The following is a 12,212-nucleotide window of genomic DNA, read 5'->3' as shown; positions in this document are numbered from 1 at the left end:
CTTGTCCTGTGACCGAGATTGACGCAAAGATCGATGCTCTCGTCCCCGCCTGGCTCCACCTCCCCGACATCGCCGACATGCTCGGCGTCGAGGTGACACGTGTGCGGCAGCTGGTCAAGGAGGGCCAGCTCATCGCCGTGCGCCGCGGTGAGAACCGGGCGCTCCAGGTGCCGGCCGCCTTCATCGCGGGCGACAAGGTGGTCAAGGGCCTCTCCGGCACCCTGACCCTCCTGAGGGACGACGGCTTCGACGACGAAGAGATGCTGGAGTGGCTCTTCACTCCCGACCCGACCCTGCCGGGCACCCCCGCCCAGGCGCTGAGCGAGAATCGCGGCACGGAGGTGAAGCGCCGCGCCCAGGCGCTCGCCGTCTGAACCGGTGACCGCGAGGCGGCGGCACGGACCGCGCGGTCCGTGCCCCGTCCTCGTCCCGGCCGCCGCTCCGCCAACGCTCTCCCGGGGGGAACCACACCATGCCCACGCCTCGCGCGCAGCTGTCCGACGCCCGGCTCTACCTGTGCACGGACGCCCGCAGGCGCCAGGGAGACCTCCCGGCCTTCCTCGACGCCGTCCTCGCCGCCGGGGTGGACATCGTCCAGCTGCGGGACAAGGGCATGGAGGCCGCCGAGGAGCTCGAACACCTCGCGGTCCTCGCCGACGCGTGCCGGCGGCACGGCAAGCTCCTCGCGGTGAACGACCGGGCCGACGTCGCCCACGCCATCGGCTCCGATGTGCTCCACCTCGGCCAGGGCGACCTGCCGGTCCCCGCGGCCCGCGCCGTCCTCGGCGACCAGGTGCTGATCGGCCGCTCCACCCACGCCGCGTCCGAGGTCGACGCGGCCGTCGCCCAGCCCGGCGTGGACTACTTCTGCACCGGCCCCTGCTGGCCCACCCCGACCAAGCCCGGCCGCCCCGCCCCGGGGCTCGGCCTCGTGCGGTACGCCGCCTCGCTCGGCGTCCGGCGCCCCTGGTTCGCCATCGGCGGGATCGACGCGGGCAACCTCGACGAGGTGCTGGACGCGGGGGCGCGCCGGGTGGTCGTCGTCCGGGCGATCACCGAGGCCGACGACCCCGCCGCGGCCGCCGCCGAGCTCGCCGGCAGAATCCGGGCCCGCACCGGGGCGTGATCGGCCGGACGTCCGACCGAGTGTCCGAGGAATGGACAAACAAACGCGCAATCCGGACATTTGAGGTTGGTCTGGTCCTACGGCCCGTGCCGTCTGGTTAACCTGCCCGTATGGCCCTTGGCACACCTACCACCAGGACGGATCACGCGCCCACGGTGCGTGAGCTCCTCGCGACCGGCGAGCCCTCGTACTCCTTCGAGTTCTGGGCGCCCAAGACCGAGAAGGGCGAGCGGAACCTCTGGAACGCCCTGCGCCGCGTCGAGGCGGTGCGGCCGAGTTTCGTCTCCGTGACCTACGGCGCCGGGGGCTCCACCCGGGCCGGGACGGTCAAGGCCACCCAGGAGATCGCCGCCGACACCACCCTCACCCCGGTCGCCCACCTCACCGCGGTCAACCACTCGGTCGCCGAGCTGCGCAACATGGTCGGGCAGTACGCCGACGCCGGGATCCGGAACATCCTCGCGGTGCGCGGCGACCCGCCCGGCGACCCGATGGGCGAGTGGGTCGAGCACCCCCGGGGCGTGCGGTACGCGGCCGACCTCGTCCGCCTGATCAAGGAATCCGGCGATTTCTGCGTCGGCGTCGCGGCATTTCCCGAGATGCACCCGCGTTCGACCGACTGGGACGCCGACATCCGACATTTCGTGGACAAGTGCCGCGCCGGGGCCGATTATGCGATCACTCAGATGTTCTTCAATCCCGACGACTATGTGCGCATGCGTGACCGGGTAGTCGCTGCGGGTTGCGAAACGCCCATCATTCCCGAGGTCATGCCGCTGACCAGCGTCAAACAGCTCGAACGGTTCGCCCAGCTGAGCAACGCCGCTTTCCCTTCCGCCCTGAAGGAACGCATCCTCGCGGTCAAGGACGATCCCGCCGCTGTACGCTCCATTGGTATCGACTTCGCAACGGAGTTCTGCGCGAGGCTGCTTTCCGAAGGCGTGCCCGGACTGCACTTCATCACGCTCAACAACTCGACGGCGACGCTCGAGATCCACGAAAATCTCGGACTGCACAAGCAGTTGTGACCGGCCGTACCCGCCCCCTCCCGCGGCGGAGGCCGTAGGAGGGGGCGGGCATGGGCTGGACAGTCCTCTACATCGCGTTCGGAATCGTCGCGCTGTGGCTGCTCGGCGAGGTGCTCCTGCAGTACAAGGCGCGCCTCCGCTGGAGACTGCTCGCCTTCGTCGGCTTCCTCGGCGTGGTCGTCGGCGTGCTGACGCCGTCCGTGTTCGTGATCACTGTCGGCGCGATCGCGTTCGCGACCGGCCAGACCTACGTCACGCTGTCGTTCCGGCGGGGCTTCTCCACCGGCTGGGCCCTGGGGGGACGCCCCGGCGAGAGCCGGCGCCGCCGCGGCGGAAAGGGCCGCGGCGGGAGCGGCCGCGCCGGCCGCAGGGCGGCGGCCGGGGCTTCCGGCCCCGACGCCCCGTCCGCCGGTACGACGGACACCGCGGGACCGGCGGAATCTCCGGAACCGGCGGAGCAGGGGCACGCGTACGACTACGACGGGCGGGCCCAGGCTCCCGCACTGCCGGATACCGAGCCCCCGACGGCGGTCTACGCGCCGGAGCCGCTGCCCGACGACACCGGCCAGTACGGCGTCTACTCCGGCCACCGGCACGCGGCGGGGGAGAACGGCCGGGACGACCGGCCGCAGTACGCCGCGTACGACGCCTACGCCGACCCCGCCGCCCACGCGGCGCCCGGCCAGGACCCCTTCGCCGGCCACGCCCCGTCGGCCGGCGGCCAGGACTTCCCGGGCGGCCAGGATCCCTTCGCCGCCGGGACGTACGACTACGGCGCCGGCGGACACCAGCAGTACGCCGCGTACTCCGACCCCTACGTCGGGACCGGCACCGCGGGCGGCCCCGCCCCGTACGACGGCTACGGCGACGGCTACGACGCCTTCGGCGGACGGCAGCAGCAGTACACCGCCCCCGACCCGTACGCCCAGCAGCAGTACGCCGACACCCCGCCCGGCGGCGTCTGGGTGCCGCAGCAGCGCGAGGGCGAGCAGTACCCGGCCGCGCCCCCGGAGCAGCGGCCCGCACAGCCCGCCCCGTACCCGAACGGTTACCACGACGGCAGCGGCTACGACGGGGAGCGGTACCGCTAGGGGGTGTCTCCGAGGTGCCGTCCTCCGGCCGGAGGACACCGCCGTCGTCCGGCCGGGGGGCCGGCCCGGAGCCGCTCGGGCCGGCGGAGCCGCGGCCCGGGCGAGGTCACTGGGAGCCCCGGAACCCGTCGCCCTCCACGATCAGCCCGGCGACCAGCGCCCCCGACATCCCGGCGTGCGCGAGCCCGCCGCCCGGGTGCGACCAGCCGCCCGCGAGAAGAAGCCCCGGCAGCCGGGTGCGGTTGGCCGGATGCAGATACGCCCCCTCGGCCCCCGCCAGCGCGGGCGCGGGCACCGAACCGCCCTCGGCTCCGGTGTCCGCCGCCGTCTCGGCCGGGGTCCGTACCTCGGCGTGGAGCAACCGCTCCCGGACGCCGGGCACGACCGCTCCGGCCGTCTCGATCAGGGTCTCCGCGAAACGCGCGCGGACCGCGGCGTCCGTCCAGTCCACCGCCCCTTGCGGGGCGACCGTCGCCGTCAGCGTCACCGCCTCGTGGGCGTCGTCGGGGCGGGTCGCCGGGTCGTCCGGGCGCAGCACCGTCACCGTCGGCCGCTCGGCCACCCGCCCGGCGAACACCGCCTCGCACTCCGCCGCGCCGTCCGCCGGGTGCACCAGGGTCCGGTGCGCGGCGTCCGCGGACCGGGCGCCGCGCAGCGCGAGCATGACCAGGAAGCGGCCCGGCGCCAGCGACTGCCCCCGCGCCTCCCCGGGGCGCGGCTGCACCGTCACGTCGCCGTCGCGCCACAGCTCCCCGCCGGGCACCAGACCGGGACGCGGCCGGACCCCCAGCACCACGTGATCGGCCTCGACGGCCGTGCCGTCCGCCATCTCGACGCCCGCCGCCCGGCCGTCCTTCTCGATCACCCGGACGACCTCGGCGCTGAAGGCGAACTCCACCTTCCGGGCCAGGCATCGCTCGTACACCGCCCGGGCCAGGGCCCGGATCCCGCCCTCGACGTACCAGCTGCCGAAGGTCTCCTGGAGATACGGCAGCAGGGCGGCGGCCGCCGGTGCGCGCCGCGGGTCCAGACCGTACGACAGGGCGTACCCGTCGAGCAGGGCGGCCAGCCGGGGGTCCGGCAGCTCCCAGGCGCCGACCTCCGCCACCGTGCCCGCCCGGCGGGCCGGCCGCAGCAGCCTGCGCCGCGACGGCGCGGGATACGGATCACGGCCGAGCACCTGCCAGTCGGGGCGCAGCGGCTCCTCCAGCAGCGGACGTCTCGACCGGTCCCAGGCGTCCCGCGCCCGGTCGAGGAAGGCGCCCCAGGCCGCGCCCGCGCCGCCGCCCAACGCCGCGTCCAGGGCGGAGACCACCCCGGCCCGCGAGGCGTTCGGCAGCGAGAAGGCCGTGCCGTCCGCGAAGACATGGCGGCTCGCCGGATCGACCTGAGTCAGCGTGACGCACCGCTCCAGCGGCTCCCTGCCGGTCTTCACGAACAGGTCGCGGTAGACCGCGGGCAGGTGCAGCAGGGCGGGCCCGGTGTCGAACGAGAAGCCCTCATGGGCATACCGGCCGACCGAGCCGCCGAAGGTCTCCGATCGTTCGCACACCGTCACCCGGTGGCCTGCCACGGCGAGCCGGGCGGCCGCCGCCATCGCGCCCATTCCGGCGCCGATCACCGCAATACGTGCCATGGCAGCGACCTTAACGGCCGCCTGCGACAGTCACTCCGGCGGCTGGGGCACACCCGCCGCGGCCAGGCGCCTCTCCTCGCGCCGCCGGGCCCGGCGGCGCAGATAGCGGCGGATGCGGGAGGCCAGGAAGGCCACGGTCACCAGACCCAGCAGCAACAGCGCCCCAGCGATGACCGCGGCCGCCACCGGATGGAACATCGCGAAGACGACGATGCCCGCGACGCCCAGGTCCTCGGCGGTGCTCACCACGAAGTTGCTGAACGGCTCGGGGGACGAGTTGACCGCCATCCTGGCGCCGGCCTTCACCAGATGGCTGACGAGCGCGGTGGAACCGCCGACGGCGGCCGCCGCGAGCTCCGGCAGCGAGCCGCTCTCCCCGGCCAGCAGCGCCGCCACGACCGCCCCGGCGACCGGCCGGACGGCGGTTTGCAGCGCGTCCCAGGCCGTGTCCACGTACGGGATCTTGTCCGCCACCATCTCGCACAGGAACAGCACGCCGGCCACGATCAGGACGTCGGTGCGCTGCAGCGACGCGGGCACCTCGTCGGAGAGGCCGGTCGCGCCGAAGACGCCGAGCAGCAGGACCACCGCGTACGCGTTGATCCCGCTCGCCCAGCCGCTCGTGAAGACCAGGGGGAGTACGGACACGGGGCGATCGTAACCACACGCCGCGCGCCGCCGGGCGGGATCCCGGGCGAAGGCCTGAGTATCCGTACCTAGGCGGGGAGATGAGTAGGTACGCGGATGGGTTCCCGTCGGCGCGGACGGAAGAGTGGAGGGCACGGACAGGGGCGCGGCGCACGGCACCGCCGACACGGGGCGGCGGAACCGGCGCGGCACCCCTTCCGGAACGGGGGAAGTACGACGGAGAGCCCGGCGCCACGGGGGAACGAGGCGCGGGGGAGGCTCTCCGGCAGCGAAGGAGCGCCGGTCCGGCGCGGGCCCGGGGGATCGGGCCTCACCGGACCGGCGCCCTCGCGTACCGGTCCCGCGTTCTCGCCCGCCGGCCGGACGCTCTTCCGCCGTCAGACGTTCCTGCGCACCGGCCGGACGCCCTCGCGCACCGGTGCGGCGCTCTTGCGCACCGGTACGGCGAGAGCCCGGTCAGCGCCCGCTGACCCGCCCGTGCAGCAGCAGCGACAGCGCCGAGTGCACGTCGTCGATCGACCGCCCGGGCTGGAACGCCTGCCAGTCCAGGGCCGCCACCAGCACCATGCCGACCAGCGCGGCGGCCGTCAGCTGGATGTCGATCTCCTCGCTGAGCTCACCGCGCTCCACCCCTTCGCGCAACACCTCCTCGACCACGGTCACGGCCTCCTGACGCACCACCAGGAGGGTCGACTGCCAGGCCCGGTTGGTGCGCCACAGCTCCGCGACGTACAGCTGGGTGAAGGCCGGGTAGCGGTCGATGAAGACCAGGCCCGCCCGGATCATGGCGTCCAGGGCCTCGACCCGGGTGCCGCCGCGCTCCTCCGTCTCCTCGGCCGCGGTGCGCAGCGAGGCCGTGAGCAGCCCGACGCCGTGACGCAGCAGCTCCTCGAAGAGCTCGGTCTTGCTCTTGAAGTTGTAGTAGACCGTGCCCTTGGCGACCCCGGCGCGCTCGGCGATCTCGTCCACCGTGGTCGCCGAGAAGCCCTTCTCCGCGATGAGGGTCACAGCCGCCTCGTAGAGCCTCTGCCGGGTGGCCTGGCGGCGCGTGCCGCTGCTGCTTTCCATGCCCTTGATTCTCACAGGTTCCGGCGCGCTCACAGACTCAGCTCCGGGTGGAGCCGGTCCAGGGTCCACACCTGCTTGCGGCGTGCGGCCAGCGCGGTCAGGGCGAGCGATCCCGCCGTGAAGGCGAGCAGCACCGCGGAGCCCTGCCAGACCGGGCCGAGCCCGCCGCCGGTGATCAGCCTGCGCAGCCCGTCGACGATGTAACTCATCGGCAGATAGGGGTGGATGGCGTTGAAGAACCCGGGGCTGGTCTGGACGGGATAGGTGCCTCCGGCCGAGGTCAGCTGGAGCATCAGCACGGCCAGCACCAGGATGCGTCCGGCGGCCCCGAACCGGGCGTTGAGCCACTGCACGATCGCGGCGAAGCAGCACGTCACCAGCGCGAGGAAGCCGATCGTCCCGGCGGCCCTGGTCATCTCCAGCCCAAGCCCCCAGTGCAGCACAGACATCAGGGCGGCGACCTGGAGCAGGCCGATCGCGGCCACCGGCAGCCAGCCGGCGAAGGCGATCCGCCAGGCGGAGGCCCCGGCCGCGAGCGCCCGCCGGTTCAGCGGCTGGATGAGCATGTACGCCACCATCGAACCGACCCAGAGGGAGAGCGGGATGAAGTAGGGGGCGAAGCCGGTGCCGTAATTGGGCGCGGCGTGCAGCGACTCGGAGGCCAGCCGCACCGGGTCGGCCATGACCTCGGTACGGGCGTCGCGGTCCTTCTCGTCGTAGTCGGGGATCTTGCCGACGCCGTCGTTGAGGCCCTGGGCGAGGCTGGTCGAGCCGTCGCCGAGCCGGACCAGGCCGCTGTCCAGGTCGGTGGCGCCCTTCTTGAGGTTGCCGACGCCGGTGTCCAGGTCGGCGGAGCCGGTCCGGGCCGTGATCAGGCCGGCGTGCAGCTCGTTCGCTCCCTCGGCGACCTTGTGGGCCCCGGTGTTGAGCGCGTCGACCTTCGCCACGGCGGACTTCAGGTCCTCGTCGAGGCGCGGCGCGCTCCTGGCCAGCTCCTCGGCCTGTCCCTGGAGCGAAGTCAGCTGGGAGCGCAGCTTCTTGAGGTCCCCGTTCTGGTTCGTGACCAGCGCCTCGACGTCGGCGGCGACCTTCGCGACGTCGGCCGCCGCGGTCCTGGCGCGCTTCAGCGCCGGGCAGACGTCGGGGTCGGCGGGCGTCTGTTCCGTACAGGTGGTGCGGTGGACCTCGGCCAGGTCGTCGGAGGCCGTGCGGGCGTCGGCGGCCGCGGTGGGCGCCGCCTTCACCAGCAGGTCGAGGTTGTCGCGCACGGTCCGCGCGGAATCCGCGACCAGCCGGGCGGTGTCGCCGATCGACCTCCCGTTGTCCTTCAGGAACGGGCGCACGTCGGCCGCCACCCCGTTGACCTTGTCGGCCAGCGCCTGGGTGCCGTTCGCGACCTGCCGGGAGCCGGCCTCCAGGTCGCCCGCGCCCTTGTTCAGCCTGACGATGCCGCCCGCCAGGTCGCTGCTGCCGTGCTTGGCGTTCCGCAGCCCGTCCGCGAGGTCCTGCGAGCCCTTCTTCGCCTTGCCGATGCCGCCCTTGAGGTCGTCGGCGCCCTTGGCGGCCTTCGCCGTCGCGTCGTGCAGATCGGAGAAGTCGATGAAGATCCGGTCGTAGAAGGTGCGGGAGGCGTTGGTGGACGCGGCGGTGCGCACCTCGGAGAAGACCGACCGGGAGATCTGTCCGACGATGTAGTTGTTGGCGTCGTTCGTCCGCACCTGGAGCGCGCCGGTCTCGGGGGAGGAGCCCGAACTGGAGGCGATCCGCTCGCTGAAGTCCGACGGCATGGTGAGCGAGAGGTAGAACGTGCCGTTCTCCACGCCCTTGTGGGCCTCGGCGGAGCTCACCTCGTGCCACTCGAAGGTCTTGGAGTCGAGGAGCTTGCCGGTGAGCTCGTCACCGGCCGAGACGCGCTTCCCGGCGACGGTGGCGCCCTTGTCGTCGTTGACCAGCGCGACGGGGATCCTGTCCAGCCGACCGTACGGGTCCCAGAAGGAGCAGAGGTACAGGGCGCCGTAGAGCAGAGGCAGAAGCAGCAGCGCGATGAGCGCGGCGACCGGCAGCTTTCCCCTGCCGAAACGCTTCAGCTCAAGCGCGGCGAGTTTCGGCGTACGCATCGGCCGGTCCCTTCCGGGTCGTGGTCTGGTCGGCCCCGGCGTCCCGCGGGCGGGCCGGGGCGGGCGTGGTCGCGTGGGTCGCGGGCGCGGGAGGCGCGGGCTCCGCGGGCCGCCCGGGCGCGGGCGTCCCGTCGGACGCGGCCTCGCGGGGCCGGACCGGGCCGTCCGCGGCGCTCCGGGCGCGGACGGCCGGGACGGGGACGCGCCTGCGGGCGTGGGCCGGGGAGGCCGCGCCGTCCCGGGGACGCGCCGGGGAGGTGCGGGCGTGCGCCGGGGTGACCGTGGTCGCGGTGCGCACCGTGACGGCGCCCTCGGGCGCCTGACTGCACACCGCGAGCACGGTGGTGCCCGCGTCGGCGATGGACCGCAGCAGCTCCCAGGCCCGTTCGCGCTCGGCGTCGGAGAGCTTGAGGTCGGTGTCGTCCACCGCGAGCAGCCGGGGCCGGCCGATCAGCGCGAGGGCGATGGACAGCCGCAGCGCCTCCAGCCGTTCGAGGTCCCGCACGGAGGTCCGCTCGCCCTTGGGCAGGGCGTCGAGGTCGAGCCCGGCGGCCTCCAGCGCCGCGTCGATCCGTCCCCGCGCGGCGGCGACGCGATCGGCGCGCGGGCGCAGCAGGGCGCGGAGCGCGCCGTCGAAGCGGTGCTGCAGCAGGGCCCGTTCGCGCAGGTGCTCGGCGACGGTGAAGGCGGGGTCGAGCTCGTTGACCCCCGCCACCTGGCCCAGCGCGCTGAGGCGGCGCACGGCGGCCATCTTGCGCGGCAGGCGCAGCCCGCCGACCTCCGCGCAGCCCTCGGTGGGGCGCATCCGGCCGGTGAGCGCCAGCAGCAGGCAGGTGCGGCCGGAGCCGGACGGCCCCTCGACCGCCACCAGCGACCCGGGCCCGGCGTCGATGTCCACGCCCCGGAAGACCCAGCCGCGCGGCCCCTTCAGACCGAAGCCCTCGGCGGCGACGGCCGCCCCGTGCGGACTGTCCACAGGCTCTCCTCGTTTTTGAACTGACTAGTCAGTGCAAAAAGATTAACGGGAACTCGGGACCGAGGCAAAAGCCCAGGTGGATGCCCGGATCGGGCCGATTGTCAGTGGTGCCCGCCACGATGGAGGCGTACGGCCATGGATTCGTTGCACGAGACAAGGAGGTTCCGTCATGGCCCACTCGTCCGCGGCGTCCACGCCTCGACGTCGCGCAGCCGGCCCGGCCCCCTCGCCGACCGGTCCGGCCGGCGACGTCCATCCCGTCCCGCGCCGCGCCTCGGCGCCCCCGGCCGCCCTCGACCTGCTCGCCCAGGCCCGGGCCGGGCTCGACGAGGCCGCCCTCCTCGACGCGCCGAACGAGCGCTACGCGACCGCCCACCTGGCCGCCCTGCGCACCGCCGCCGCGGTGCTCGCCGCGCGGGGCCGCCCCGAGACCTCCCCGCGCCGCCGGGCGCGGATCCGCAGCGCCTGGGAGGTGCTGCCCGAAATGGCCCCCGAGCTGACCGAATGGAGCGCCCTCTTCGCCTCCGGCGCCCGCCGCAGGGCCCGCGCGGAAGCCGGCATACCGGGCGCGGCCGGCCGCCGCGACGCGGACGACCTGCTGCGGGACGCGGCGATGTTCCTGCGCCTGGTCGAGCGGATGCTGGTGCTCCAGCCGGTCCTTCCGCAGGCCCGCGAGGGCCGGGCCGAGGCGGGGTGACGGCGACGGCGGCGCGAGGCAATAGGGTGGACAGCACCTGAATCACCTGCACTGTTCACGCTCCGCCGTCACCGGCGGCACCGTGCCGAGGAGTCAACTGCCGTGTCGGACCAGCTGCGCCCCCGCGCCTCCCTCCGTACCGCCGTGGTCTGGGAGGTCCTGAAGGACGCCCTCGACCACCAGGTCAAGGCGACCGGCAGGGACGCCCTGGACGTCCTGGACACCGGCGGCGGCACCGGGAACTTCGCGGTGCCGGTCGCCCGCCTCGGCCACCGGGTCACCGTCGTCGACCCCAGCCCCAACGCGCTGTTCGCCCTGGAGCGCCGCGCCGCCGAGGCCGGGGTCGCCGACCGCGTCCACGGCGTCCAGGGCGACATCCACGGCCTGTTCGACGTGGTCGAGCGCGGCGGCTTCGACACGGTTCTGTGCCACGGGGTCCTGGAGTACGTGGAGGACCCCGCCGAGGGCGTCCGCAACGCCGTCGACGCGCTCCGCCCGTCCGGGGCGCTCAGCCTGCTCGCCGCCGGGCTCGGCGGCGCGGTCCTGGCCCGGGCGCTGGCCGGTCACTTCACGGAGGCGAGGCAGGCCCTGAGCGACCCGGCGGGCCGCTGGGGCGCGGGGGACCCGGTCCCCCGGCGCTACACCGCCGAGCAGCTCACCGAGCTGGTCTCCGCCGCGGACGTGGAGGTCGGCGCGGTCCACGGCGTACGGGTCTTCGCCGACCTGGTGCCGGGCGTCCTGGTGGACACCGAGCCCGGCGCCATGGAGGCGCTGCTGAGGCTGGAGGCGGCGGCGGCCGAGCTGCCCGCGTTCCACTCGGTGGCGACGCAGCTGCACGTCCTGGGCACGAAGCGCGCCTGACCGCCACCCGAGGGGCGACGGGATGCCGGTCCGGGCCGGTGGGCGGTTCCCCCGGCAGCGGGGTTGATCAGGGACGCAGCCGCAGACGGAGTACGCCCTGGGAGGCCCGATCGGAGGCTTCGCCCCGTATGATCGGAGGACAGCATCCGGCATGACGGATCGGCGGTTGGGGAATCTACGCCTCGACAGCTGATCCATCGTGGCGGCCCGGACTGGCTGTTTGGTAAGAGGGCGGGTTTCACGGGGGTGATTCCCTGCCTATCCTGGAAGGGCCGCAAACCGGCCGCCCCCCTGCGGCCGACGACGAGGAGGACTCCGTGCCGCTCTCGGAGCACGAGCAGCGAATGCTCGAGCAGATGGAGCGAGCGCTGTACGCCGAAGATCCCAAGTTCGCGACAGCGCTCGAGGGAAGCGGGCTGCGCACGTACACCCGGCGACGGGTCTACCAGGCGGTCGCAGGCTTCCTTGTGGGTATCGCGCTCCTCATGGCCGGGATGGTCGCACAGCAGATCTGGATCGGCGTGGTGGGATTCCTCGTCATGCTGGGCTGCGCGGTCCTCGCGGTCACCAGTTGGCGCAAGGCGCCCAAGCCGGGGGAGCAACCGGCGGCCGGAGCCGGCGGTGCCAACCGCCGACCCAGGCAGCGCCGAACGGTGATGGACCGGATCGAGCAGCGGTGGCAGCGCCGCCGCGACGAACAGGGCCGTTAGCGCCTGGAACACGCTTGGCACGAGGGGCGACCGCGCGCACGCGGTCGCCCCTCGTGCGTGTCCGCCGTCCCCCGTGCGTGCCCGCCGGGCGGGTCCGCCCGGCGCGACGCGCGGCGCACGGTGTCCACGGGGAAACGGCGGCGGACCGGCCGTTCCCCGTTCCGTCGGCCCGGACCGACGGAACGTCTGGCAGCAGGTCTGCGGGTCCGCAGTTCTGCGCGTCCGCGGGTCCGTCGGGACGTCCGGCAGCCGAC

12 protein-coding genes are annotated in these 12,212 nt (G+C 73.9%); 7 read left to right on the top strand and 5 right to left on the bottom strand.

All coding sequences use genetic code 11. The features are described 5' to 3' along the window. Positions 1-8 precede the first annotated feature (8 nt). The 4 genes from WA762_RS00380 to WA762_RS00365 all read left to right on the top strand — a co-directional run bounded on the left by WA762_RS00380 (position 9) and on the right by WA762_RS00365 (position 3,245). Positions 9-374 carry an Rv2175c family DNA-binding protein gene (locus WA762_RS00380; RefSeq protein ID WP_335931680.1) on the top strand — a complete coding sequence of 122 codons (366 nt, stop codon included), beginning with the start codon at positions 9-11 and terminating at the stop codon, positions 372-374. A gap of 98 nt (positions 375-472) precedes the next feature. Then, entirely contained in the window at positions 473-1,126 is a 654-nt protein-coding gene (gene thiE, locus WA762_RS00375; RefSeq protein ID WP_335931678.1) for a thiamine phosphate synthase, read from the top strand. 110 nt (positions 1,127-1,236) lie between these two features. Further along, complete coding sequence (metF, locus tag WA762_RS00370) at positions 1,237-2,154, top strand: methylenetetrahydrofolate reductase [NAD(P)H] (protein WP_335931676.1); 918 nt, start codon at positions 1,237-1,239, stop codon at positions 2,152-2,154. A gap of 50 nt (positions 2,155-2,204) precedes the next feature. Next, entirely contained in the window at positions 2,205-3,245 is a 1,041-nt protein-coding gene (locus WA762_RS00365) for a hypothetical protein (protein ID WP_335931673.1), read from the top strand. Between the two features lie 106 nt (positions 3,246-3,351). On the opposite strand, the gene WA762_RS00360 is transcribed toward WA762_RS00365, so the two are convergent. The 5 genes from WA762_RS00360 to WA762_RS00340 all read right to left on the bottom strand — a co-directional run bounded on the left by WA762_RS00360 (position 3,352) and on the right by WA762_RS00340 (position 9,690). Then, positions 3,352-4,881, bottom strand: a complete 1,530-nt coding sequence (locus WA762_RS00360; RefSeq protein ID WP_335931671.1) for a phytoene desaturase family protein — start codon at positions 4,879-4,881, stop codon at positions 3,352-3,354. A gap of 30 nt (positions 4,882-4,911) precedes the next feature. Further along, complete coding sequence (locus tag WA762_RS00355; protein WP_335931669.1) at positions 4,912-5,529, bottom strand: DUF4126 domain-containing protein; 618 nt, start codon at positions 5,527-5,529, stop codon at positions 4,912-4,914. A 456-nt stretch (positions 5,530-5,985) separates the two neighbouring features. Next, a complete protein-coding gene (locus tag WA762_RS00350; RefSeq protein WP_335931667.1) occupies positions 5,986-6,597 on the bottom strand; it encodes a TetR/AcrR family transcriptional regulator in 612 nt (203 codons plus the stop codon). A 29-nt stretch (positions 6,598-6,626) separates the two neighbouring features. After that, positions 6,627-8,714: a YhgE/Pip domain-containing protein gene (locus tag WA762_RS00345; protein WP_335931665.1), complete on the bottom strand. Its 2,088-nt coding sequence runs from the start codon at positions 8,712-8,714 to the stop codon at positions 6,627-6,629. Further along, positions 8,686-9,690, bottom strand: coding sequence for an ATP-binding cassette domain-containing protein (locus tag WA762_RS00340; protein ID WP_335931663.1), 1,005 nt, complete (start codon positions 9,688-9,690; stop codon positions 8,686-8,688). The genes WA762_RS00345 and WA762_RS00340 overlap by 29 nt, the downstream gene beginning before the upstream one ends. Positions 9,691-9,859: 169 nt before the next feature. On the opposite strand from WA762_RS00340, the gene WA762_RS00335 reads away from it, so the two are divergent. From WA762_RS00335 to WA762_RS00325, 3 genes are all read left to right on the top strand, one after another. Then, positions 9,860-10,387, top strand: coding sequence for an SAV_6107 family HEPN domain-containing protein (locus WA762_RS00335; protein ID WP_335931662.1), 528 nt, complete (start codon positions 9,860-9,862; stop codon positions 10,385-10,387). A gap of 102 nt (positions 10,388-10,489) precedes the next feature. Further along, entirely contained in the window at positions 10,490-11,248 is a 759-nt protein-coding gene (locus tag WA762_RS00330; protein WP_335931660.1) for a class I SAM-dependent methyltransferase, read from the top strand. Positions 11,249-11,565: 317 nt separating this feature from the next. Beyond that, the gene (locus WA762_RS00325) at positions 11,566-11,958 is read left to right on the top strand and encodes a DUF3040 domain-containing protein (RefSeq protein ID WP_335931658.1); all 393 of its coding nucleotides are present in this window, start codon (positions 11,566-11,568) and stop codon (positions 11,956-11,958) included. Positions 11,959-12,212: the final 254 nt, after the last annotated feature.

Origin of the sequence: Streptomyces tyrfis (assembly GCF_037034285.1) — a bacterium.
Taxonomy (GTDB): Bacteria; Actinomycetota; Actinomycetes; order Streptomycetales; family Streptomycetaceae; genus Streptomyces.
Note: the sequence above shows the minus strand (reverse complement) of the source record. Positions and strands in the feature narration are given on the sequence as shown.